This window comes from Dolichospermum sp. FACHB-1250 (genome assembly GCF_014696335.1).
In the GTDB taxonomy this organism is placed as follows: Bacteria; Cyanobacteriota; Cyanobacteriia; order Cyanobacteriales; family Nostocaceae; genus Dolichospermum; species Dolichospermum planctonicum.
In genome coordinates this window covers 1-23,771 of sequence record NZ_JACJPZ010000033.1, presented here as the reverse complement: position 1 = coordinate 23,771, position 23,771 = coordinate 1, and the positions used below count along the sequence as shown (strand labels likewise).

Annotated in this window: 22 protein-coding genes; 13 read left to right on the top strand and 9 right to left on the bottom strand. The window is 39.8% G+C overall.

Annotated elements, in window-relative coordinates:
- Nucleotides 1-175 precede the first annotated feature (175 nt).
- The 6 genes from H6F39_RS13050 (at nt 176) to H6F39_RS13020 (ending at nt 7,226) form a co-directional block, all read left to right on the top strand.
- Nucleotides 176-1,045: a type II CAAX prenyl endopeptidase Rce1 family protein gene (locus H6F39_RS13050; RefSeq protein WP_190372427.1), complete on the top strand. Its 870-nt coding sequence runs from the start codon at nt 176-178 to the stop codon at nt 1,043-1,045.
- 176 nt (nt 1,046-1,221) lie between these two features.
- A complete protein-coding gene (locus H6F39_RS13045; protein WP_137908639.1) occupies nt 1,222-1,587 on the top strand; it encodes a PleD family two-component system response regulator in 366 nt (121 codons plus the stop codon).
- Between the two features lie 13 nt (nt 1,588-1,600).
- Nucleotides 1,601-2,161: a CheW domain-containing protein gene (locus tag H6F39_RS13040; RefSeq protein ID WP_190372415.1), complete on the top strand. Its 561-nt coding sequence runs from the start codon at nt 1,601-1,603 to the stop codon at nt 2,159-2,161.
- 16 nt (nt 2,162-2,177) lie between these two features.
- Nucleotides 2,178-4,538 carry a methyl-accepting chemotaxis protein gene (locus H6F39_RS13035; protein WP_190372416.1) on the top strand — a complete coding sequence of 787 codons (2,361 nt, stop codon included), beginning with the start codon at nt 2,178-2,180 and terminating at the stop codon, nt 4,536-4,538.
- Nucleotides 4,539-4,595: 57 nt separating this feature from the next.
- Nucleotides 4,596-7,028 (top strand): chemotaxis protein CheA, encoded by a 2,433-nt coding sequence (locus H6F39_RS13025; protein WP_236097152.1) that lies wholly within the window; start codon nt 4,596-4,598, stop codon nt 7,026-7,028.
- A 15-nt stretch (nt 7,029-7,043) separates the two neighbouring features.
- On the top strand, nt 7,044-7,226 hold the full coding sequence (locus H6F39_RS13020; RefSeq protein ID WP_137908636.1) for a hypothetical protein: 183 nt from the start codon (nt 7,044-7,046) through the stop codon (nt 7,224-7,226).
- On the opposite strand, the gene pheA is transcribed toward H6F39_RS13020, so the two are convergent.
- Nucleotides 7,219-8,079 carry a prephenate dehydratase gene (gene pheA, locus H6F39_RS13015; RefSeq protein WP_137908635.1) on the bottom strand — a complete coding sequence of 287 codons (861 nt, stop codon included), beginning with the start codon at nt 8,077-8,079 and terminating at the stop codon, nt 7,219-7,221. The genes H6F39_RS13020 and pheA overlap by 8 nt on opposite strands.
- Before the next feature lie 58 nt (nt 8,080-8,137).
- Between pheA and H6F39_RS13010 the strand changes: the two genes are divergently transcribed.
- Complete coding sequence (locus H6F39_RS13010; RefSeq protein WP_137908634.1) at nt 8,138-8,728, top strand: DUF1997 domain-containing protein; 591 nt, start codon at nt 8,138-8,140, stop codon at nt 8,726-8,728.
- Nucleotides 8,729-8,752: 24 nt separating this feature from the next.
- On the opposite strand, the gene H6F39_RS13005 is transcribed toward H6F39_RS13010, so the two are convergent.
- Nucleotides 8,753-9,397, bottom strand: coding sequence for a ribonuclease HII (locus tag H6F39_RS13005; RefSeq protein ID WP_137908633.1), 645 nt, complete (start codon nt 9,395-9,397; stop codon nt 8,753-8,755).
- Nucleotides 9,398-9,545: 148 nt separating this feature from the next.
- Nucleotides 9,546-11,729: an Rne/Rng family ribonuclease gene (locus H6F39_RS13000; protein ID WP_190372418.1), complete on the bottom strand. Its 2,184-nt coding sequence runs from the start codon at nt 11,727-11,729 to the stop codon at nt 9,546-9,548.
- A gap of 1,252 nt (nt 11,730-12,981) precedes the next feature.
- Between H6F39_RS13000 and H6F39_RS12995 the strand changes: the two genes are divergently transcribed.
- Nucleotides 12,982-13,179, top strand: a complete 198-nt coding sequence (locus H6F39_RS12995) for a hypothetical protein (RefSeq protein ID WP_137908631.1) — start codon at nt 12,982-12,984, stop codon at nt 13,177-13,179.
- A 20-nt stretch (nt 13,180-13,199) separates the two neighbouring features.
- Here H6F39_RS12995 and H6F39_RS12990 read toward each other — a convergent pair whose 3' ends face one another.
- A complete protein-coding gene (locus H6F39_RS12990) occupies nt 13,200-13,700 on the bottom strand; it encodes a thioesterase family protein (RefSeq protein ID WP_137908630.1) in 501 nt (166 codons plus the stop codon).
- Between the two features lie 185 nt (nt 13,701-13,885).
- On the opposite strand from H6F39_RS12990, the gene H6F39_RS12985 reads away from it, so the two are divergent.
- A complete protein-coding gene (locus H6F39_RS12985; RefSeq protein ID WP_190396826.1) occupies nt 13,886-15,358 on the top strand; it encodes a leucyl aminopeptidase in 1,473 nt (490 codons plus the stop codon).
- Nucleotides 15,359-15,413: 55 nt separating this feature from the next.
- On the opposite strand, the gene gntT is transcribed toward H6F39_RS12985, so the two are convergent.
- Nucleotides 15,414-16,769: a guanitoxin biosynthesis MATE family efflux transporter GntT gene (gene gntT / locus H6F39_RS12980; protein ID WP_137908628.1), complete on the bottom strand. Its 1,356-nt coding sequence runs from the start codon at nt 16,767-16,769 to the stop codon at nt 15,414-15,416.
- A gap of 502 nt (nt 16,770-17,271) precedes the next feature.
- Between gntT and plsX the strand changes: the two genes are divergently transcribed.
- The 4 genes from plsX (at nt 17,272) to H6F39_RS12960 (ending at nt 21,001) form a co-directional block, all read left to right on the top strand.
- Nucleotides 17,272-18,297, top strand: coding sequence for a phosphate acyltransferase PlsX (plsX, locus tag H6F39_RS12975; RefSeq protein ID WP_137908627.1), 1,026 nt, complete (start codon nt 17,272-17,274; stop codon nt 18,295-18,297).
- Between the two features lie 190 nt (nt 18,298-18,487).
- Nucleotides 18,488-19,489, top strand: coding sequence for a beta-ketoacyl-ACP synthase 3 (locus tag H6F39_RS12970; RefSeq protein WP_190396825.1), 1,002 nt, complete (start codon nt 18,488-18,490; stop codon nt 19,487-19,489).
- Between the two features lie 35 nt (nt 19,490-19,524).
- The gene (gene fabD / locus H6F39_RS12965) at nt 19,525-20,406 is read left to right on the top strand and encodes an ACP S-malonyltransferase (RefSeq protein WP_190396824.1); all 882 of its coding nucleotides are present in this window, start codon (nt 19,525-19,527) and stop codon (nt 20,404-20,406) included.
- Between the two features lie 133 nt (nt 20,407-20,539).
- On the top strand, nt 20,540-21,001 hold the full coding sequence (locus H6F39_RS12960) for a DUF4079 domain-containing protein (RefSeq protein WP_190396823.1): 462 nt from the start codon (nt 20,540-20,542) through the stop codon (nt 20,999-21,001).
- 11 nt (nt 21,002-21,012) lie between these two features.
- Here the strand turns inward: H6F39_RS12960 and H6F39_RS12955 are convergent, their stop codons facing one another.
- The 4 genes from H6F39_RS12955 to H6F39_RS12940 form a co-directional block, all read right to left on the bottom strand.
- Entirely contained in the window at nt 21,013-21,843 is an 831-nt protein-coding gene (locus H6F39_RS12955) for a CPBP family intramembrane glutamic endopeptidase (protein ID WP_190372424.1), read from the bottom strand.
- A gap of 30 nt (nt 21,844-21,873) precedes the next feature.
- Entirely contained in the window at nt 21,874-22,155 is a 282-nt protein-coding gene (gene clpS / locus H6F39_RS12950) for an ATP-dependent Clp protease adapter ClpS (RefSeq protein WP_137908622.1), read from the bottom strand.
- 254 nt (nt 22,156-22,409) lie between these two features.
- Complete coding sequence (locus H6F39_RS12945; RefSeq protein ID WP_137908621.1) at nt 22,410-22,607, bottom strand: hypothetical protein; 198 nt, start codon at nt 22,605-22,607, stop codon at nt 22,410-22,412.
- Nucleotides 22,608-23,087: 480 nt separating this feature from the next.
- On the bottom strand, nt 23,088-23,771 hold a 684-nt coding region (locus H6F39_RS12940; RefSeq protein ID WP_190396822.1), incomplete at its 5' end, for an RNA-guided endonuclease TnpB family protein.

The following is a 23,771-nucleotide window of genomic DNA, read 5'->3' as shown; positions in this document are numbered from 1 at the left end:
AATTTCAGGTCAATACTAACGAATTTATCCCTAAAGCTACAGCTACTACTTAGCTGTAGTTAAATAATTTCAGTGGCATAAGACATAAAAAACAATTTGGACTCTTCCATGATTGACAAATTCTGGTAGAGTCTTGATTATTAATCAAGAAATATATTTTTGCGGGAAGTTAGCCGTGTTTTTTATGTCTATTCTACTGTCATTTTTAGAATCATCGGCCAATATTTTGCTGGAGTTGCTTAAACATACACCAGTATTTTTGGTCATGGCTTTTTTTATGATCTGGGTAGGTTGTTGGTTGCCATTAGTAGCAATTTTAGCCATTACCTGGAATTGGCAAATACACAAATCTTTGCAACCAGAGCAAAAAGTTCCTTTATTGGTGTCTCTTTACTTATTAGTCCCCCTAATTCTGTGGGGATTTCAATGGTTGAACTTGGGTTCTTTTTCTGATTATGGATTAGTAGGGAAAATAGAAATTTTCCGTTCTTTATTACTTGGTTTTAGCTTGGGTGTTTTCATTTTAGCTATAGTATTCTTTGGTCAAATCTGTCTGGGTTGGTGCTATTTAGAAAAACCTAATATCAAGTTAATACAATCTAGTTTCCTGACAATTTTCTTAGTGGCTTGGTTTGTAGGAGGAATAGAAGAACTTGTATTTCGGGGATTTTTATTGAGCAAATTAGAGCAGAATTATTCAATTTGGTTAGCGGCAATTATTTCTAGCTTAGTTTTTGCCATTTTACATTTGGTATGGGAACAAAAAGAAACTATTCCTCAACTTCCTGGACTATGGTTAATGGGCATGGTATTAGTATTGGCTAGATTAGCTGATGGCCAGAATTTAGGAATAGCATGGGGACTTCATGCTGGTTGGGTATGGGCTATTGCTACCATAGATACAGCAGAATTAATTACTTATACGGATAAAGTTTCTGAATGGGTGACAGGTAAAAATAAAAAACCCTTAGCGGGATTAACAGGAATTATGTCCATTTTGGCAACAGGGGCAGCACTGTTATTGATATCTGTGATAGCTAACTAACAATCTCTTTGGTGCGCCTACTCCCAAAGCAGGTAAAATTCTCATGTTCTACTAGCAACTGACGTTGTATGGTAAGTTAGTGAAACGATCGAGTTAATTTATATAGTTTCCTTTTGCCGTCAAAGCAAGTTATATTGCCTAACAGCACATTTGAATCAAAATGTAAATCAACAGTTATGATGACAGTTCTCATTGTTGAAGACAGTGTCTCCCAAAGAATGATAATCACAAACCTCCTCAAAGCTAGTGGTTTAACAGTCACCCAAGCCGCAGACGGAGTAGAGGCTTTACAGGTGATTCAAAACACACCTCCCGATTTAGTTGTTTTGGATATTTTTATGCCCCGCATGAATGGCTATGAACTCTGCCGATGCTTAAAATCCGATCCTAAAACCGAAAATATTCCTGTGCTGATGTGTTCTTTTAAAAGTACAGAATTTGACCGCTATTGGGGGATGAAGCAAGGGGCAGATGCCTACATAGGTAAACCCTTTAAAGAAACTGAATTGGTGGGAACAGTCAAACAACTCTTGCGAGGATAAGGATAAAAGCAATATGGTTAGCAACTCGGAGTTTTTAACTGACCCTGGGCAAGATCAATTCTCTCCCCAATTACAACTAGAAAATCCTCCAGGACATGGTGACGAGATAGGATTATTATGTGAGCTACATTTGCGGTTTTATCTACCTTCAGGTCAGGAGTTTGCATTTCCAGCCACGGGAATCCGGGAAGTAATTGAACTTAGTCCAGATCGGATTACACAAATTCCTAATACATCCCCCTTACTCTTAGGTACGCTAAATTTACGGGGGCGTTTGATTTGGGTCGCTGATTTGGGGCAATTTCTGGGTGAAACAACCCCATTAAACACAGATTGCTCAGAAATACCCATAATTGTCATTGAAGATCAAGACACGTTACTAGGCTTAGGAGTCGCAGAACTTTCTGGAATAGACTGGCTGGATATAAGGCATCTGAAGCCACTCAATCATGTACCAGATCATCAGGCTGAGTTTTTGCGTGGTGCTTATGTATTTGATACAGAAAAAGAAAAGAAGTATTTGCAACTATTAGATCAAGTAACAATTTTACGAAGTGCGCGGTGGTCAGAATAAACTTGGGAGAGAGGCAATGGCAAAACCTACAGATGATCAAGATCCAACTTATAATCAGGACAAAACAGTATATCAACAACAGGTTTCTCAAGACGATGTTACAGAGGCTTTATCTTATGAACCGTTGATAAGTGAAGAGGAATCTGGCGATATTTGTGAACTTAATTCCTTTGCAGAATATGAACCACCCCTAGATTCGCTGGAAAATCCGTTTCTTGCTGGTGATGAAATAATTGATACAATTATTGGCGAATTAGACAGCAATTTTGTGGAGCGACCGGCGGCTAGGAGTGATGATCCCTTTGTCTTAATTCCAGAAGATATCACAAGTAATCCGATATCAGATCATAGTAATTTAGCTAATGAAAGTTCAATAATGAGTGATGGTGATGACAGCTATTCACCTTTTTTGGAAGACTTTAACCCCAGCCAAAAAGATAACTCCAAAGGGGTTTCCTTTACCAACAATTATATAGTACCAAAACAGGAGTTTAATCTTAACTACATGACTACGCCACGCAGGCTATCATCAGAAAAAAATAACGATAATAAATTTGATTTAGAAGCGTTTGTAGCCGCTTTCGATGGGGAAAATCAAGCAAACATGACTGGCAAAATATTGATTTCTGGCGGAGATATTCATAATGATAGAGAGGTTTTAAACGACCTTGATGAATTTGACAATCTCGGTGATATACCAGTATTTGAATTTATTGAAGATGATAGTCATGAACTCATGGGAATGCTGTCAGAATCCCTAGATAGTTCTGAAAATGTTTTAAATATTGATGAGTCATTTGCTCATGAAAGAATCTATAATGATCAAGAATTATTGACGATTAGTGCAGCTCAAGAAGTGATTCCCGTTTATATCACCCCATCAGAAGTTGCCAAAATAGAAACCAATGTAGGTCTTGAAAAAAGTTTATTTGGATGCTTTGAAAATGCTTCTTTAGAGAAAAAACAATGGTGGATAGCTGGAACTGTAGGCGTTGTATCAGTTATGGCTGTAGTGATTGTTAGTGCCTTGGCGAACTTCACAACACCTGTGAAACAACGGGAATCAATTAGAAATACAAACTGGTTAATGCCTTTATTAATTCCTCTAACCGCAGGAGCTACAGGTGCAGTTACCGCCTGGTTTATGACTAATTTCATGGTCAAAAAAATTAGCCGCAGCACGAAGGATTTACAAAGTCAGTTTAATGCTATAGGTGAAGGTAATCTCAATGTGGCAGCCACAGTCTATTCAAAAGATGAATTAGGGCAGTTAGCCACTGATTTTAATAATATGGTGCAGTCTATGGTCGCAAAAACACAAGACAATGCTCGTCTTGCTATTGAACAAAAAGAAACTAAAGAAAATCTGCAAAGTCAAGTAATTCGCCTTCTAGATGAGGTAGAAGGGGCAGCCAAGGGAGATTTGACAGTGCGAGCCGAAGTGACAGCCGAAGGACTGGGAGCGGTAGCTGATGCCTTTAATCTGATCATTCAAAATCTTCAAAATATTGTGCAACAGGTAAAAGTGTCAGCACACGATGTCACAAAAGCTGCCAGCACCTCAGAAACCTTTGTGAGAAACTTATCTATGGAGGCCTTAAGACAAGCAGAAGAATTAGCTGTGGCGTTGAATTCCGTACAGGCAATGAACAATTCCATCCAACGGGTAGCAGAAGCAGCAAGAGAGGCCGAAATTGTAGCCTGTGAAGCAAGTAAAATCGCCCAAAGAGGAGGAGAAGTAGTAGAAAATACTGTGGTAGGGATTTTGGAACTGCGGCAAACAGTGGCGGAAACTAGCCGAAAAGTGAAAAGACTCGGAGAATCATCCCAAGAAATCAACTCTATCGTGGCTCTAGTTAGTCAGATTGCTTCCCGCACCAACTTACTCGCGCTCAATGCCAGTATTGAAGCAGCAAGAGCGGGAGAAGCAGGACGAGGGTTTGCAATTGTAGCTGATGAAGTTCGTCAGTTAGCAGATAAATCAGCCAAGTCCTTGCGGGAAATTGAACAGATTGTCATGCAAATTCAAGGTGAAACTAGCTCGGTGATGATGGCTATGGAAGAGGGAACACAACAGGTAATTCACCAAACTAGATTAGCCGAAGAGTCCAAGCGATCGCTAGATAATATCATTCAAGTGGCAAATCACATTGATATGTTGGTACGCTCAATTACTAATGATACTGGAGAACAAAGGGAAACTTCTCGCGGTGTAGCACAAGTAATGCAATCTGTAGAGCGAACAGCCCAGGAAACTTCTCAAGAAGCACAGCGGTCTGCTCAAGCTTTGCAATATTTAGTGGGAGTATCCCGCAACTTGATTATCTCTGTGGAACGCTTCCGAGTGGAATCTAACCCAGAATCAGGTGAGACTTGACGATGGTATCAGTACCGCAAGTCAAAGAGAATGATTTGTTTATTTAAGACAATGACTATGCAGCAAGAAGAACAAGAAATTTTAGGTTACTTTCTCGAAGATGCCAGAGAACAGCTAAATACCATTGAACAAAGATTACTGAATCTGGAAATTACCCTAAGAAATTCGGAAATGATGAATGAAGTCTTCCGCGCAGCCCATTCCATCAAAGGTGCTGCATCTATGTTAGGTCTCAGCAGTATTCAGCACACATCCCACTGTCTGGAGGATTGGTTCAGGATTCTTCAAGAACATCCTGTTAAAATAGACCTGAATTTAGAGTCTTTACTACTGGATATCTGTGACAGATTAAAAACCCTGATAGATAATCTTAGTCATCCGGTTGGTTTATCAGAGCAAGAATCAGAAGTTTTGATGTCAAAATGGCTGAATAAACATAGAAAAAAACTGGAGTCATTACAATTTATTGATCATGATCATCGTCAGGTGGGAATTTATGAGTTAAATAGCTTTGCTGATTTATTTGAAACTGATATATACGCTTTAGATGATAATTGGCAAGAAGAAGAAATATTAAAAGATATCACTAACTATCAACTACTAATTACTGATAATGAAATTGAGGATAATCATCAGGATTTAAGTGATTTACTCCTCTTAGAAGATGAAGAAATGAGTAGAAAAAATGAAGATAATGCACCGCAGATTAGCTCAAAGCCACTAGTAATTGGTGAATCTGCTGTAGTCGAGTCGGAAAATCCTTTTTCTTTATTGAGACCAGAAGATGAGTTTAGTGAGTCGGAAAATTTGTTAACACAGTCCGATTTATCCCCAAGGAGTAGGTATCAAAAATTATCGGGTAGCAATGCAACATCACGGAAAACTGCTACTAGCAAAATCCCAGGTGATAGAACTCGTGAGACAATGGGAGAATTGGAAACCATAAAAGTTCCCGTTAAACAACTGGATGATATAAGCAACTTGGTCGGGGAGTTGGTGGTAAATCGCAACACCCTAGAGCAGGATCATGAACGTCTAAGACAGTCAGTGGATACCCTGCTGGCTGAGGTACAGCATCTTTCAGAGGCGGGAATAAGAATGCAGGAATACTACGAGGGATCGCTTCTGAAAACATCTCTCCTATCCAGTCGTCGCGCTAGAGAACATAATATCGCCTCTAATTCTCGTTATCGCTCCCGTGACAATGGTGATCATGTCGGGTTTAGCGAAATCGAAATGGACCAGTTTACGCCTTTCCATGTTCTAGCCCAAGAAATGATTGAGTTTATCGTCGGAGTTCGGGAGTCAGCCAGTGATATTGAATTTGTTACTGAAAAAATAGAACAGGTAACCCGACAGTTGGGACAAGCAACCAGTAGACTACAAGAAAGACTAACAAAAGCACGGATGGTTCCATTTAGTCAAGTGATTGATCGCTTGCGACCAGGAGTGCGGGATAATGCTATTAAGTATGGCAAACAAGTGGAGTTGGTAACGGAAGGAGTCCATACTTTGATTGATAAGATGATTTTAGATCATCTTACATATCCTTTGACTCATATCCTCAATAATGCGATCGCCCATGGAATTGAAACCCCTCAAGTGCGCCAAGCTGTTGGTAAATCAGCTACAGGAATCATTAGCATTCGCGCCCTACAGGAGGTAAACCAAACCGTTATTTCTGTAAGTGATGATGGTGTTGGTATTGATCATCAAGAAGTTAAAAATCAGGCCATCAAAAAAGGTTTTATTACGTTTGAACAGGCAAAAACGATGTCTCGTTTTGATATCTATAAGCTTTTATTCCTCCCCTGCTTTAGTACCGCTGATGGGGTAGATGATATCAAAGGTAGGGGTGTGGGTCTGAATGTCGTTGAAAATGATATTAGCCAGATTCGTGGTAGAGTTACCACTGACTCCACACCAGGTAGAGGAACTACCTTTACCATTTTTCTCCCACAGACTCTGAGTATTTGTAGAGCTTTATTATGCGCCTGTGATAGATTTAAAATTGCTTTCCCAATAGATGGTGTGGAGGATACTCTAAATATCCCCGCCAATTCCCAAAAAATCCAACAAGATATTAATGAAGAATCATTTATTGTCTGGCGAGGTATCAAACTTCCTGTCAAACCCCTCAAAGACATTTTAGTTTTTAATCGTCAGTTTGGTTCTGGTGAAGCATTAATCATGAACAGAAATAATGACATGATTTCCGTACTCGTTGTCCGCTCAGGTAATACGATGCTTGGTTTACAGATTGACCAGGTTTTGGGTGAACAGGAAATTGTCATTAAGCAATTTGAAGGACCAATATCTAAACCTATTGGTCTAGCAGGTGCCACAGTTCTTGGTGATGGGATGATTATGCCCATTGCTGACGTGGGAGAAATCATTGATCTCTCCCAAGGTAAGACATCTAAATTTTGGCAAAGCCCAGCTTCTCCTACTGTTGACCAAAAAAATGGGACACAAGCCCCGTCTTTCTAAGTTTGGAAGATTTGAATGTGTCGGGCATGGTTAAAAATCGCCGACTTGCTAGGGCGATTAGCCTTCAGGGATAGAGAGAATTTCGGATGTGATGGTACTATTAATCACTTAAATGTTGCCATGCTCACCTCTCGCGGTGCTGATAAACATAGAAAAATGGCGATACAACTCGGCGCTAGTGGCTACTTTACTAACTAATTGGTAAGACTCTATAGCTGCCAAAAATTTTCAAGATTTCTGTATAATTTTGTAATTCCCCTAAAGCAGATTTCATCATCACTGCATTTACATCCGCTTCTATGTCCAAATAAAATAAATATTCCCCCAGAGAACGTTTTGTAGGCCGCGATTCAATGCGACTCAGATTAATGCCTAAACTGGCAAATACTTCTAGTGCTTTCACTAATGCACCTGGTACATTAGCTGGTACGCTAAAAGCTAAGGATGTATGTGTACAATCAATAGTATTATTTTCCTCTGTGCTAACTACCCAAAACCGAGTACAATTTTCTGGATAATCATTAATCCCCTGGGCAAGAATAGGTAAATTATACAGTTGTGCCGCACGACTAGAGGAAATTGCCGCTGTTGTTAGTTCTGCTTCTAATCTCTGTAGCGCTTCCGTCGTCGAATTACTAGCAATCAAGTTGACATTTGGCAAAAACTGTGATAACCACCCTTGACATTGAGCTAAAGCTTGAGGATGAGAATAAACAGTTTTAATATTATCTAAGCTAGTGGATCTGGAAACTAATGTATGTTGGATGGGTAAAACTAAAGCTAATTGAATTTTTAAATTATCTAATTGCCATAAGCTATCTAGTGTCATGTTGACACTTCCTTCAATGGAGTTTTCCACCGGGACAACAGCTATTTCTGCAATTCTTTTGATTACCGCTTGTAATGATTGAGCTATAGTAGGATAGGGACATAGTTCAAAACTTTGTTGAGCGGTAATACCCTCATAAGTTTGCAACCAATTGAGATAAAAAAAGGCAGCTTGTTCAGCATAAGTACCCGGTGGACCTAAATGTGCGATTTTTAGATTCATACTTTTAAATTTGACGATTTTGACTGATAATTAATTAAACAGATGGTTGAATTTGCTTATGGTTACCAAGTTTACTGCCTCTGAGTCCGTTGAAATTTCCGTCCCTAAGCATTCTATTCCTATTGGTCACTACCTCCGTCAGCCTCAACGGTTGGTGAATACCTTGGCTGATAATACCAGAATTCAGCAGTTGTCGGAGGAAGTGTTTCGGTTGAAAATGCGTCCTCTGTCTTTTATGTCACTGAGTATTCAGCCAACGGTAGATATGAGAGTTTGGGCAGATGCAAGCGGAACGATTTATTTGCGATCGCTCGGTTGTGAAATTATGGGTTTCGAGTATATTAACGAAAGGTTTGATCTGAATTTAAAAGGTTATTTATCGCCAGTTGAACTCAGTAGTGGTACTTACCTGCAAGGGAAAGCAGATTTAGAAGTTTTAATCGCCATACCCCAACCATTTTCCCTGACACCCAAATCAATTTTAGAAGCTACAGGTAATGGATTGCTCAAAAGTGTGTTGTTAACTATTAAGCAAAGATTATTACATCATCTTCTATCAGATTATCGCCATTGGTGCAACCAAGCCACAAAAGACTTAGGGACTGATCACCACACTACTGATAGCGGCAGCGTGGTGCAAGCCTTATGAACAATTTTGAACCTCACAAGTAGTTTAGTGCTGAATTTGGCAAGGGCGAAAAGATTGACGATGTAAAGGTGAAGGTCCATATTGTTGGAGTGCTAGTAAATGACGCTGGCTTCCGTAACCTTTATTCCTTTCTAGATCATACCAAGGGTATTTCAATGCCAAACGCTGTAGCAAATCATCACGCCAAACCTTGGCCATGATACTAGCTGCGGCAATATTCAGCGAACGCTCATCACCTTTGACGATACTTACTTGTGGTATTGGTAAATTCTTTACCAACTGATTACCATCAATTAAACACAGTGCAGGTTTTACCCGCAACTTGACTATAGCACGCCGCATTGCTAATAAAGTTGCCTGTAAAATATTCAACTCATCTATTTCCGCCGTTGTCGCATAACCGATTCTCCAGTCTAAAGCCAGAGTCGTAATTTTTTCAGCCAGCTTAGTTCTGCGGGAACTAGACAACTTTTTGCTGTCATTAATATTCTCTACCATTAGAATTGATAAAGCTTCTACTGGTAATATAACCGCTGCTGCAACCACCGGACCGAATAAAGCACCTCGTCCTACCTCATCAACACCTAAAACCGCACCCTGAATATCCGAGTAGCTAGAAAACTCTAACCAACTCGAATTATTCCCGGCTGCTGGTTTGATTTCTTGCATAAAAAAGTCAAAACGTAATTTTTGTGATTTTTGTGATTTTTGTGATTTTTGTGATTTTTGTCTGTTAAGAGTTCCCTCAAATCATAGTCCAATTACAAAGGCCGATTTCAAGCAGAACACAATCTAAAATCCTTTTAGGGTATTGACTTCAATCTTGGCTAAAACCATCTGCATCCATGGCTGATGAACGACGACGACGGCGACGATTAGGCACGGAAGTGAAAGTGTTAGAAGAGTCAGTTTCAGATTCAGTTTCCCCGGGAATTATTGTCAATTCTGGGACGATAGTTAATGAAGATTCAATTTCCGGCTCAAGGGTTTGTTGGGTTGGTACTTTCTTATGTGCAGGAATGACTGTATGCCTGAAGCTATCAGAATTTTCCGTTTCACTAATAATTGGTTGAGTTGGTTGAGTTGGTTGAGTTGGTTGAGTTGGTTGAGTTGGTTGAGTTAGTTGAGTTATTTCAGTTAGTTCAGTTAGTTCAGTTAGTTCAGTTGGTAATTCTCCTGGTTGAACAACATTAATAATCACCGATCTAGAACTTTTCCCCTCACGATCTAACTTGAGTAAAGGAGAAATTCCCATTTCAGCATAAGTATCTTGTTCTTTTGCTGACATTTCCACAGTGATAATCTCCGGTGGTTCTACTTTAATCGGTTCTAGTTTGACTTTTACCCGTTCTGGCCTTTCTGTCCAACCAGATTTATTAATAGTAGGTGAAGAGATTTCTGGTATTGGTAGTTCAACCTCTTCCAAGTCTAAATCTGAATCATTAACAAAAGCTAGGGGAGTTAGCCCAGATCGGGGTTCATCTTTACCATTAGCTGGATTGACACCCGTTCTGGGGCGACGGGTACGGGTACGGCGCTTGCTATCATTTAATTCCTGGTAACTAGGATGATTGATCAGATGCAGGGGACTAAATTCTGGTTCACCTTCAAATCCTTCCCCAAAGCCATCGTAAGTATCTCGTGGTATAGCGGCAGTCATGCTACCGATATCAGGTATGCGAGTAGCTAAACGTGGTTCTTTTGGCGGCATACTTCCAAACCGTTCTGGTATATCTGTGGACGGAATGGGCAGGCGGTTTTCCGTTTCTCCCGGTAATCTCACAGTATGTCCTAAACCACCGCAAGCGGGACAGGGTTCGCCAAATAATTCATAAATGTTTTGGCCTTGACGCTTGCGAGTTAGTTCAACTAAACCTAATTCGGTCAATTGGGCAATTTGTGGACGGGCTTTATCAGCTTTGAGAGCTTTGTTAAAGTGTTCTAACACTTGCATTTGATCGCGTCGGGATTCCATATCAATGAAATCAACCACAATCACACCCGCAATATTCCGCAAACGTAACTGACGGGCAATTTCCGCAGCAGCTTCACAGTTTGTCCATAACACTGTTTCTCTAGCGGTTGCAGAACGGGTGAAAGAACCAGAGTTAACATCTACTACGGTTAAAGCTTCCGTAGGTTGGATGATAATATAACCACCTGATGGCAAATCTACCCTTGGTCTGAGGGCTTCACGGACAGCGGCATTAATGCGGAAATATTCTAAAATCGGAGAGCGATCGCGGTGATGATCAATCAGCAATCCCTGGGGCGTTTGTCCACCACTCCAGTTTTGTAAATATTGTTTCACCCGTTTTAATCCCGTGCTGGAATCAACAACAATGCGATTCACATCACTACCATACATATCCCTGAGTACGCGCTGAATAAAGTCATCATCACGATTCAGTAGAGCCGGCGCGCGGGAGGTTACTGCTTCTTGTTGAACAATTTCCCACTGCTTTTGCAGCACTTCTAAATCTTCAATAATTGCTTCTTCTGGCTTCCCTTCTGCTTCTGTGCGTACTAGCAAACCCATCCCTGCTGGTTTCACCAAAATTGCCAAAGCTCTGAGACGGTTACGCTCACTTTCACTCTTAATGCGTCTCGATAAATTTACACCCCGTCCATAGGGCATTAACACCACATAACGGCCAGGTAAGGTAATGTTCCCTGTCAACCTGGGACCTTTTGAGCCTGTTGGCTCTTTCATCACTTGCACTAAGGTTTTTTGCTGTGGTGTCAACAGTTCTGTAATTGCTGCTGCACTTCGTTTCAGCCTCAATGGACCTAAATCAGTGACGTGAATAAAACCGTTGCGCTCCGGGTCGCCGATATTGACAAAAGCCGCATCTATCCCAGGTAATACGTTTTCTACTACACCTAAATAGATATCACCAATTTGGTGATGACCAGTAGCTACAACGAGTTCTTGTATTTGATCTTCAGAAAATACAGCAGCGATTTGATGCTGCTCCGCGATGATAATTTGTTTTGGCATTCAATTTCCTCAAAAACTGGCAGCACTGGTGGGAATCACCAGAAAGTTCTCTGTTATCCCCCTTCTACAGTCACTGCTACAAGGTGCTACTAGTAATAAAAACTTCCAATTTGCAGCTCTGCTTTAGTTTGGAGAGCTAATCATACTGTGATGGGGTTTACACACCAGATCACTCCTGAACAGAATATAGTTTAAGAACTTGAATCAACCTTCCTTGGCCGATTTACCATACTATACGCTGCTATTTAAACTTTGGATATCCGTAGATATCTGTCCCAATGTTAACGTTTCATCAGCTAAAGTTGACTGTACCTAAATGGCAAGCACTTGATCACTTTTTAGAAACTTCCGTTAGACACGGTCTATTACACATTGGTTTGACCGTCTGCTGAGGGAAACAAACCTGCCTTTAGCAATGGATTTGCTATCCGTGTTTACACCAGAAAATCTAGCTAAGTGCAAACAACCCACTGAGTCATCTTGACAAGAATTTTGGCAGCTTTTTAATCTCTGTCATTACTTATGTAGTATATTTTAATACTAGCCGCTCTCGCTTCTGTAGTAATTGCACAAAAGCCCGCAATAAAAGCAAGTCTCATTTAAGGGATAGAATCTATCAATGAATCGAGAAGCTAACAAAAGCTATTGTTAGTCATCAATTCACAAGGTAGCTAAAGAGAGAGTGGTTTGTAATCAGCAGCAGAGTTGATCCGGGATACAATTTTAGAAGTTGCACTCTTATATCTTTGCCTTCGCACCCGTGAGTATCACAGGTAGTGAATCAATTGACATACCTTCTCTTCCTTTCATGAGAGAGGATTCCTTAACGCTTCATTGGGTTGTGCTATCGAAATAGTCTTACCATCCCTCGACGTTCGTTTAAAGTCTCCCAATGCCATAAGGCGACTAAACAAAATTCTACCACAATAATCGCCAATCCGTCCTAGAAGGACGGGGCTTGTATCATAAGTTTTTGGTCACTCAATGCAGCACCAGAAAATTTCTCTTAATCGCCATTCTAACGCAACTTTGCTAAAAATCAATTGCCAAAATAGATATCTGGTGAAAATTAAATGGGATAGGATAATTTCCTTTGTCTAGTGGTAAATTAGACGATAAATTTTCAACTATCCCTAAGAAAGATGTCATTTTTCCCAAAAATAGGTGACAGAGCACAGTAAATAGTTTATTTTGGAAACAAACTCAATACCCGTTCATACCCCTTGTCGTTTATTCCCTATCACCTAACGTTATGATTATTACATTAATAGTAGCTTGGATAGTTTTTATGATTCTGTGGAAATTAATCAAAACTACCATTAAAACCGCCCTGCTCTGTGCCTCTATTGTCATGTTATTATACTTTGGTTTCCATATTACTCCCCAAGATATTTGGCATCAAATCAGCCAGTTTGTTCAAACCTTTTCCCAAACACCAGCAAAGAAGTAAAACTACCAATTACCAATCAATTACCCAATTTTTCGAGAGCCTGAAATCTTTGCTAAAGCATCTTGAAATGCAGGTGGTAACTGACGCATAATTTTACCCTTTTCCCGATCTAAAGCCACTAATGTCACCTGAGCGGTAATATATAAATCCTGGTTATCAGGAGAAACAATAGTATAATCCCAGTTCATACGCACTCCCGTCACCTCATTCATCCGTGTTTTTACTATGACTGGCATCCCCAATTGCACGGAACGATGATAACGAATTGACAACTCCACTACGGGCAAATCACAACCTAAAGCTACTAAATCAGCAAATTCAATGCCGATAGAACGTAAACATTCTACCCGTGCTTCTTCCATCCAAGTTAAATAAGTACCGTGCCAAACAATACCAGCATAGTCAGTGTGATGGGGTTGGGCCCTGACTGGATATTCAAACCAATTTTCAAATGCTACATTGGTAACATTCTCAATAGCACTTGTTGGTGGTAATTGGGGTGGGGTTGTTTCTTGAGACATTTTAATAATTTTTTGATCCTTTTTTGAGCAACAGACTACCAAAAATTGATAAAATTTTGTAAATTGGGAATTTTTCAACTCTATTCCAATTTTACCAGATTGTGAAAACGTTGCATGAAACCTGCATAATTCAGAAAATTTGAGCAATACTGGTACAAGAAGGAAGATAAGCAGAACTTACAAAAATGACGATTCAACCTACGGATAAGACTTTACTTGACTGGACGGGCGATACTTTAGCAATTGGCTTATTTGAAGATGCAGTACAATTAACGGGTGATTTGGCGACTTTAGACCAGAAATTGGCTGGAATCTTCACAGAACTAATTGCTGAAGAAGAATTTACTGGTAAAGTCAATAGTACCATCTTTACGAGAGTAGGCGCGGGTAATTTGGTACGAAAGGTGATTTTAGTTGGCTTAGGTAAACCAGAGGCGCTACAATTAGAAACCCTGGGACGAGTTGCGGCCACAGTTGCACGCACTGCTAAAAAGCAGAAAACTAAAACCCTGGGAGTTAGTTTACCACTATGGAACAATGATCCAGCCGCTACAGCCCAAGCTATTACTCAAGGTATAGAATTAGCACTTTACCAAGATATTCGCTTTAAGTCTGAACCAGAAGATAAAAGCCCCAATATTGAAACTATTGATTTACTGGGTTTAGCAGGACAAGAAACAGCTATTACCCGCGCTAATCAAATTGTTTCTGGAGTCATTTTAGCACGGCAGTTAGTAGCAGCCCCAGCTAATGCAGTGACACCGATTACTATGGCCGAAACTGCTGGGGCGATCGCTCACGAATATGGGTTAGAATTAGAGATTCTAGAACAGGCAGAATGTGAAAAATTAGGTATGGGGGCATTTTTAGGAGTAGCCCAGGCTTCCGAATTACCTCCTAAATTCATTCACCTAATTTATAAACCAGCTACCACACCTAGACGCAAGTTGGCTATTATTGGTAAAGGTTTAACTTTCGATTCTGGTGGTTTAAATATTAAGGGTGCTGGTAGCGGTATTGAAACCATGAAAATTGACATGGGTGGTGCTGCGGCTACTCTGGGCGCTGCTAAAGTGATTGGACAATTAAAGCCAGATGTGGAGGTTCACTTTATATCAGCCGTCACCGAAAATATGATTAGCGGTAAGGCTATGCACCCTGGAGACATCTTAACCGCCTCAAATGGCAAAACCATTGAAGTGAATAACACCGATGCTGAAGGGCGTTTAACTTTGGCTGATGCCTTGGTATATGCTGATAAATTGGGTGTAGATGCGATCGTTGATTTAGCTACGCTTACAGGTGCCTGTGTGGTGGCTTTGGGTGAAGATATTGCTGGTTTATTTACACCGGACGATGCTATGGCCTCCCAACTCCAAACAGCCGCAGAAGCAGCTGGTGAGAAAATTTGGCGTTTACCAATGGAAGATAAATATTTTGATGGGCTGAAATCTGGTATTGCCGATATGAAGAATACAGGACCTCGTTATGGCGGTTCTATTACTGCTGCTTTGTTTCTCAAACAGTTTGTTAAGGATACTCCTTGGGCGCATTTAGATATTGCCGGTCCTGTGTGGGCTGATAAGGAAAATGGCTATAACGGTGCAGGGGCGACCGGTTTTGGTGTCAGAACTTTAGTAAATTGGGTGTTAAGTTAAACTTTGATAGCCCTGTATTCCCAGTCTGGAGACTGGGAACGAGAATTCTGGACTATCAACTAGAAATTAATGGCTGATTTTGTAAACTTTCATCTTTCAAGGTTCGGGGGATAGATACAGCTAGTAAAAGCATATTACCTGCCATATAAGAGACTAAAGTAGACCACAATAAATGATTACTATGAAAATACCAGGCAGCAATTACTAGTGGCATGAAACCTACTGCAAAAGATAATAATACTACATTCCGCAAAGTTGCACCTTCTCTTAAACCGATAAAATAACCTTCTAAAACAAAAGTTATACCTGTAACTACGCAAACCGGAAGTAACCAAATCGTATATTGATTAATATCTTGATTAACTTCTGCATGATTAGTTAATAATCCAAATATCTGATTAGGAAATAAGATAGATGTGCCAGCAAACCCTAATGCTATGACTAAACTAGTCAGTCCAGCAACTATCAATAAAGGTATCATTTCTTGGGTATTACCTTTACTTTTAAAATTAGCTGTCATAGTTTGCACTGTTAGTCCGACACCATTAATGGTGAACTGACTTAAAATGGCAATTTGTAACAATAAACCATTTTGTGCTAAGATCGTTGTTCCCATGGTGGCACTTAAATTAGTAAAGATAGAATAGACAGAAATCAATAATATGTAACGGATCAAAATATTACCTTTTAAAGCAACAGTTCCTTGCAAAGCTACCCAATCAAATAATTCCTTAATAGCGGCTGGTACGGTTTGCCAAGGAATAGTAAAAACCATCCATATTAAGCCGACAATTAAGGCTAAATATTGGCTTAATGCTGTTGCTAAACCGGCTCCTGTACTTGCCCAACCCCATTGAAAAATCATTAAGTAATCTAATAATACATTAGAACCATTACCCACAATTGACATTAATAAGACTACCCAATTCATTTCTCTACCTAAAAACCAACCGAATAAAACAAAATTGAGTAGTACAGCCGGTGCTGCCCAAATTCGTGCATAAAAATAATCAACTCCAGCAGCTTCGATATCTGAAGACCCACTTAAAATAAAAAAGCCAATTTTTTGTAAAGGATACTGTAATAAAATAATAATTAAACCCAGGAATAAAGCAATTAAACCGCTACGTAAACCAGCTAAAATTACCTCCTTATTATCATCTTTGCCTACTGCTTGAGCGGTAATGGCATTAGTGCTAGAACGGATAAATTTTAATACTCGATAAAGATAATCAAAGAGAATAGTTGCTAAAATTACTCCTGCTAAATGTCGAATATCTGTTAAATGTCCTAAAAAAGCAATGTCTACCAAACCAGCTAAAGGAATCATCATGTTACTGAGAACGCTGATACTGGTTAATCGGTAAAACCGGCCTAAGAAGTTGTACTTATTGGGAACTGTAAATATCATCTTTGTTCTTTGGAGTGCCGTAATTTTAGTAAAAATAGGTAGAGTTAATGCCTGCTAATAAGTATTTATGCAAACTTATGGATGTCCACAGCTTAATTCTGTCATCAATGCTAACACGATTGTTAATTAATAACTCAAGTTACTAGTTATCTAGTTGGGGCTGGTAATGGGTAATGGGTCATTTCATTGGTGAGTAATTTTCTGTTGTAATTCTGTAAATCCTTTAATCATGGACATCCTGGGCTATCAGACATTTTCCCTAACTAGCAGATGCCCAAGGCTAATTTTAAGCGGGTTGTACCATTAGTTGTTGTTGTGTGCTTACCGTGGGGAGGTTTGATAGGTCACTGGGAGATAAATCTGGTGCTTTGATGCTATCTAGATTTTGATTCTAGGGTTCTGAACCTACTTCCCGATAATTTCTGATGGCTTTTTTGAGAATTTTGCATTTTTAAGTATTACAATCTGATAAAATTTGTAAGGTTTCTATAAGCTCTGAGCAATGGGATCGACAGGTGTAAGAATCGCAATTGACGCGATGGGGGGAGATCATGCACCCGCTGAAATTGTCGCTGGCGCACTGCGGGCGAGAGAAGAATTGGGTGTGAAAATATTATTGGTCGGAGATCCCCAAGGAATTGAGGCTGTAATACCGCCAAAAACTAATATGGCGGACTTGGAGATTGTTCCTGCTAAGGAAGCGATCGCTATGGATGAAGAGCCTCTCAACGCAGTTAGGCGTAAGCGAGAATCTTCTATCAATGTAGCGATGGATTTAGTCAAAAATAAACGAGCAGATGCGGTATTTTCTGCGGGACACTCTGGGGCGGCCATGGCCTCGGCTTTGCTGCGATTAGGAAGATTACCGGGAATAGACCGTCCAGCCATTGCTACAGTATTCCCCACCATCAAAGTCGGTAAACCAGTAATGATACTGGATGTCGGTGCGAATGTAGACTGTCGCCCTAAATTTTTGGAACAGTTTGCAGTCATGGGTTCAATTTACAGTCAGTATGTTTTGGGAACAGAAAACCCCAAAATAGGTTTACTGAATATTGGCGAAGAAGATACCAAGGGTAATGAAGTGGTTTTTCGCGCCCACCAATTGTTAAGGGAAAATACTCAAATTAATTTTACTGGTAATGCAGAAGGACGCGATGTATTATCCGGTGAATTTGATGTGATTGTCTGTGACGGCTTTGTGGGTAATATTTTACTAAAATTTGCCGAAGCAGTCGGAGGTGTAATTCTGCAAATTCTGCGAGAAGAATTACCCCAAGGGCTACATGGTCAAATCGGGACAGCAATTTTAAAACCCAACCTCAAGCGCGTTAAACAGCGCATGGATCACGCTGAACATGGAGGGGCTTTGCTTTTAGGTGTTAGCGGTATTTGTTTTATTGGTCATGGTAGTTCCCAAGCACCATCTATTTTTAGCGCCATTCGCATGGCTAAGGAAGCTGTAGATAATCAGGTGTTAACAAGACTCCAATCCCAATATCAAATTCTGCAAAATGAAAGTAGTTAGTTGGTATTTCTCAACTATGGAAATTATCGCTAACAGCTATTTGTCAATTGTCATCCAATTTTAGATTAGGGATGAAAATCCCTAATTTGATAACTCAAATTGGAATTGTCATTGGTACTCGTTATTAATGCTTACAAACAAGACAATTGACAATTAATCACTGACAATTGACAACTGAGGATATTAAGAAGTGCAAAATTTTTTAGCCAGCGGCATAGCAATTACAGGCAGTGGTTCAGCAGTCCCAGCAACGGTTTTACATAACCAACAATTAACTCAATTGGTGGAAACATCAGATGAGTGGATTACTTCTAGAACAGGTATAAGTCAGCGACGGTTAGCATTACCCGCTGACTCACTCACATTATTAGCCACCGCTGCGAGTCAACAGGCTATTGCAGCAGCAGGAATTACAGCAGCAGACATAGACTTAATTTTGCTGGCCACATCTACCCCGGATGATCTCTTTGGCAGTGCTTGCCGTGTTCAAAGTGAGTTAGGTGCTGTCAAAGCAGTGGCCTTTGACTTAACTGCTGCTTGTTCCGGTTTTGTCTTCGGTTTGGTAACGGCGGCACAATACATTAAAACAGGTGTTTATCAGAATGTACTCTTGATTGGGGCAGATATCCTCTCTCGCTGGGTAGATTGGCAGGATAGACGCAGTTGTGTATTGTTTGGTGATGGGGCTGGAGCAGTGGTATTACAAGCGAGTAAAAGCGATCGCTTATTAGGATTTTCCCTGAAAAGCGACGGTTCTCAAAACCAATATCTGAATCTGTCCTATCATGGCTCTAGTGTAGAACTGACAGGGGATATTCATGTATCTACGGGCAAATATCAGCCCATGACCATGAATGGAAAAGAAGTTTACCGCTTTGCTGTCCAAAAAGTTCCCGAAGTAATAGATAAAGCCCTATTTGTAGCTAACCTGAGAGTGGAAAATATAGACTGGCTAATATTACATCAAGCAAATCAAAGAATTATTAATTCCGTTGCTGAACGCTTGAATATTCCTGAACATAAAGTAATCAGCAATGTTGCTAACTATGGTAACACCTCTGCCGCCTCTATTCCCCTAGCTTTAGATGAAGCGGTGCGAGAGGGAAAAATCAAAACTAATGATATCATTGCCATCTCTGGTTTTGGGGCTGGACTTTCCTGGGGTGCGGCCATTTTCCAATGGGGAAGATAATTGACAACTGACAACTGACAACTGATTAATAACAAATGACTAAAACTGCATGGGTGTTTCCCGGACAAGGTTCTCAAGCATTGTCCATGGGAGTAGACCTATTAAATCTACCATCTGCCAAAGAAAAATTTATTCAAGCTGAGGCCATTTTGGGCTGGTCTGTGATAGATATCTGTCAAAGCGACATTGACACTTTATCACGGACACTTTATACCCAGCCGAGTTTATATGTCATCGAAAGTATAATTGCTGATATATTGCGAGAAAAAGGACAGCAACCAGACTTAGTTGCAGGTCACAGTTTAGGGGAATATATCGCTCTTTATGTTGCAGGAGTTTTTGAATGGTCTGCTGGTTTATACTTAGTAAAGCGGCGGGCGGAACTGATGGAAAGTGCTGCTGGCGGGATGATGGCCGCACTGGTAAACTTTAATAGAGAGGAGTTGGAAAAAGTTATTAGTGAAACACCTAATGTAGTTTTGGCAAATGATAACAGTCCTACTCAAGTCGTAATTTCTGGCACACCTGAAGCTGTGCAAGCTGTCACGTCTCGAGTCAAAACCAGAAAGGCTATTCCTTTAAAGGTTTCAGGAGCATTTCATTCCCATTTAATGAAAGCAGCAGCAACGGAATTTCAAGAAGTTTTAGACTCAGTGATTTTTCAGTCAGCAACTGTCCCAGTTTTATCTAATGTTGACCCAATTCCAGCCACAGAAGCAAAAACTTTGAAAGAGCGCCTTTCTCAACAAATGACAGGACCTGTGCGTTGGCGAGAAATTTCCTTACAATTCCCAGAAAATGGTGTTGAGAAGGTTGTGGAAATTGGTCCTGGTAACGTTTTAACTGGTTTAATTAAACGGACTACTTCTGGGTTAATTTTGGAAAATATTCGTAATGCTGGTGAGTTGCCTGTTTAGGTTAAACTCATTAAACATCTTGACGCTCTGCGGTCTAAAGACACGCAGATTCTTTAAGACTTGCTGAAAAGGAATAGTTAATTATCCCGCTACACGCTCAAAACAACTACCAGTACGAACTGAACTGTTTTTTATGCACTTACCTTCTTTTCTATGGTTATGGAAAATAGCCGCCTGGTCAATGGGGTTATCTTTGATGGCATACTTGTTTTTAGCAATCACTGGTATTTGGATGTTGCGGGTTAAAACTACTCTCAAAGTCCCCATGGAGATTATATTACCGTGGCATCGTGGTCAAGTGCTATTGCTGCATTATATCATCGGCTTGACTATGGTTAGTCTAGTTTTACTCCTGTTAGCAGTTGGTATTGTGGGTACTTTGGGACATTTTGGTTCTTTAGGACATTCTCCACATTTAGGGGCTGGGTTAATAGTGGTGATATTAGTTTTAGTATCTGCTTTTAGCGCCACGCAAATTAGTACGGGCAAGTCTTGGGCTAGACCTTTACATCTTGGTTGTAATCTATTATTATTACCGGGCTTTATTTGGGTATCGCTGAGTGGTTGGACGGTGGTACAAAAGTATTTACCTTAATTAGCTATAGGTTAATTTGGCCTTTTTAATTGTTGACTACCTATCCACCAAGCTAGTCCAGCCATGAATAATACTCCCATAACTCCCTGCAAAGGATTATTATTCACACCAGTTACCCAATCAGGAACTTGTCCCGAATATTGGGTTAATTGTCCAACATTAATGATATAATAACCCCAAACTAGTCCACCATGTAAACCAATAGGTAAGCCTAAACGTCCCCGTTTCCAACGTTTTCCCCATACCTGGGTTAAACCCAATAGCACTAAGGCCGGAAACTGTGGTAAAGTGTGAATAATTGCCTCTAAGGGTTTAATGAAATGGGTTACAGCAAATAAAATTGCATTTATCCAAAGGGCAGTATTTAATTTATAATCTCTTTGTAGTTCATTTAGTAACCAACCCCGGAATAATAGTTCTTCTGCAAAACCTACACCAAAACCAACTAATAAACCTTCTAATATTATTTTCCCTAAAAATGCTTTGGGTTGTTGCCATACTAGCCAACCTAGGACAGCTTCTAAACTAAATAAGACTAAAACACTAATTAATCCTATGGTCAACCCTTGGAAGAGTTCTATACCATTAAAGCGTGTAAATTCTAACCCATAACGGCTGAATATTCCTGGTTTTTGATAGACTTTTTTCCCCCAGATATTCAGCAGCAAAATAAACTCGACATATAATATCACAATTGTCAAGATACTTTCTAAATTAGAATCTGGAACTAACCAATAAATTGGTACAGCTAGGGGTAGCCACAACAACAGTAAGGCTAGTATAAAGCAAACCAGCCTTACATAAACCGGGTATTGGGTAAGGTGAGTGAGATTAATTTTCATCCTTATTGACCAATGGCCAATGACCAATGATTATTCATCGGGTTCAATTGTACTAATCAAACCATGGTTTGTGAGTGTTTCACAATAAAATTCCGCGTGTTCTTGAGCGCAACTAATCACCAAAGCTAACCCGTTATGGTGAGCTTCCATCATGATACTAACAGCCTGGGGTTGAGTAATGCTAGTAACGGTAGTCATTAGCACTTGAACTACGTACTCCATGGAATTGTAATCATCATTATGAAGCAAAACGCGATATCGAGGCGCGAGCTGGCGGGATGTAGAACGCTTCTCAATGGTTTCGACTGACACGATTTTTTGCTCTTTTATCCTTGATTTACTAGAATATAGTTACTGTTGAGCAGCTGCTTAACAGTTATTTACCTCTGTATAGACTATCCAATCTGAAGATTGGGGTACGCCGTATTTTTATCTGAAAATACTTGTGGCGTTGCTTACAGATTTTTCACTTTAGCATTATAACACAAATAAAGCGGCTTGGCCTATGGTCCAGGAAAATTCTCCTTTGTTTTCCCATGCTTTCACTCACAACTGGAGTTATCAGGCTATCCCCAGCTAGGAACTAACTGTACCCTACCAGCGTCCATTTCTGCCATCAGTAATTCTAAGGCTTCATAGTCAACATCAGATATATGACCCAGTTTTGTCAGTTCTGAGTTAATCTCATTTTCTATTTCTGGTGTTAATTTTCTGATATGTAGGGCTTTTTCGACCAAGTGACGAATGACGTATCGAGTTTTCATAAGCAATAAACCAGGTAGTTACTAGTCATTATCTTAGATAATGGTTGGTATAAGATGTTTTTTTGTCTTCTCTATCTCCGTGATTTACATGACCACTTAATTCACAAGATTAGTTATTCAATAACTCTGTTTTTTTGTCAACTACACTGGCAAAAAACATGACTGAAAACTACGGAGAAATATGGCTGAAACTATGTTTATTTATAGGTTCAACCTTGGTAACTTCTATGGCTACAGATGATTAATCTGCATTCAGAATCTATATGTAGATTGTTTTTTAACTGCTCGAAAAAAAAAGTATATATAAATACATTTTACTACTAACTTATAACAATCTTTAAATAAGGGTCGTAAAATGGTAAGGATTTAGCAAAGATAGATTAAACTTGTCGCCAATTCGGAAAAAAAAGTTTCTCTGCAAATAGAGAGCAAATTTTGACATACTCACCGTCCTAAAGAAGCGGGGAAACACTTGACGCTTCACTGACTGACGCTAACCGAAGTAGTCTTATTCTGTCTCTGCGTCCGTTTAGAGCCGTGGCAATGACCTATCCCGGCTTTATTTATATTTTTAGCAGCATTTTCATCTCGGTCGTGTTCAGTTCCGCAATTTAAACACTTAACCGACCGAATTTTTAAATCAAGTTTGCCCCATTTGTATCCACATTTAGAGCAAATTTGACTTGTTGCTTCCCATCTACTAATAACACGGAAATCTCTATTAAACTTTTCTGCTTTACCTTCGCATAAAGTTCTAAATTGCCTCCACCCTTGTAGACTAATTGACCTGGTAAGTTTGCGATTTTTAACCATGCCCGACACATTCAAATCTTCCAAAACAATAACTTGGTTTTCGCTAATAATTTTGGTGGATAGTTTGTGAAGAAAGTCTTTGCGAGTATCAGTGATTTGATTATGCAGTTTCGCAATTTTAATTCGAGTTTTATGACTGCGTTTTGAGTCTTTGGGTTGCCTTGCTAGTTTTTTCTGAAGTTTACGAATCTTCCTGTCTAATTTTGAGTAATCAGGACTTTGGGCTTTTTCTCCATTGCTCATTACAGCAAAAGTTTTTATTCCTAAATCAATACCGATACTTTGGTTTTTGGCATCAATATTAACGGGTTCAACTTCTACTACAAAACTCAGAAAATAGCGATTAGCGCA

Excerpts from the sequence above, each read along its gene's own strand:
- H6F39_RS13045 (WP_137908639.1), top strand. The coding sequence starts at position 1,222 with ATGATGACAGTTCTCATTGTTGAAGACAGTGTCTCCCAAAGAATGATA.
- H6F39_RS13040 (WP_190372415.1), top strand. The coding sequence starts at position 1,601 with ATGGTTAGCAACTCGGAGTTTTTAACTGACCCTGGGCAAGATCAATTC.
- H6F39_RS13035 (WP_190372416.1), top strand. The coding sequence starts at position 2,178 with ATGGCAAAACCTACAGATGATCAAGATCCAACTTATAATCAGGACAAA.
- H6F39_RS13025 (WP_236097152.1), top strand. The coding sequence starts at position 4,596 with ATGCAGCAAGAAGAACAAGAAATTTTAGGTTACTTTCTCGAAGATGCC.
- H6F39_RS13020 (WP_137908636.1), top strand. The coding sequence starts at position 7,044 with ATGTGTCGGGCATGGTTAAAAATCGCCGACTTGCTAGGGCGATTAGCC.
- pheA (WP_137908635.1), bottom strand. The coding sequence starts at position 8,079 with ATGAATCTAAAAATCGCACATTTAGGTCCACCGGGTACTTATGCTGAA.
- H6F39_RS13010 (WP_137908634.1), top strand. The coding sequence starts at position 8,138 with ATGGTTACCAAGTTTACTGCCTCTGAGTCCGTTGAAATTTCCGTCCCT.
- H6F39_RS13005 (WP_137908633.1), bottom strand. The coding sequence starts at position 9,397 with ATGCAAGAAATCAAACCAGCAGCCGGGAATAATTCGAGTTGGTTAGAG.
- H6F39_RS13000 (WP_190372418.1), bottom strand. The coding sequence starts at position 11,729 with ATGCCAAAACAAATTATCATCGCGGAGCAGCATCAAATCGCTGCTGTA.
- H6F39_RS12995 (WP_137908631.1), top strand. The coding sequence starts at position 12,982 with ATGATTATTACATTAATAGTAGCTTGGATAGTTTTTATGATTCTGTGG.
- H6F39_RS12990 (WP_137908630.1), bottom strand. The coding sequence starts at position 13,700 with ATGTCTCAAGAAACAACCCCACCCCAATTACCACCAACAAGTGCTATT.
- H6F39_RS12985 (WP_190396826.1), top strand. The coding sequence starts at position 13,886 with ATGACGATTCAACCTACGGATAAGACTTTACTTGACTGGACGGGCGAT.
- gntT (WP_137908628.1), bottom strand. The coding sequence starts at position 16,769 with ATGATATTTACAGTTCCCAATAAGTACAACTTCTTAGGCCGGTTTTAC.
- plsX (WP_137908627.1), top strand. The coding sequence starts at position 17,272 with ATGGGATCGACAGGTGTAAGAATCGCAATTGACGCGATGGGGGGAGAT.
- fabD (WP_190396824.1), top strand. The coding sequence starts at position 19,525 with ATGACTAAAACTGCATGGGTGTTTCCCGGACAAGGTTCTCAAGCATTG.
- H6F39_RS12960 (WP_190396823.1), top strand. The coding sequence starts at position 20,540 with ATGCACTTACCTTCTTTTCTATGGTTATGGAAAATAGCCGCCTGGTCA.
- H6F39_RS12955 (WP_190372424.1), bottom strand. The coding sequence starts at position 21,843 with ATGAAAATTAATCTCACTCACCTTACCCAATACCCGGTTTATGTAAGG.
- H6F39_RS12945 (WP_137908621.1), bottom strand. The coding sequence starts at position 22,607 with ATGAAAACTCGATACGTCATTCGTCACTTGGTCGAAAAAGCCCTACAT.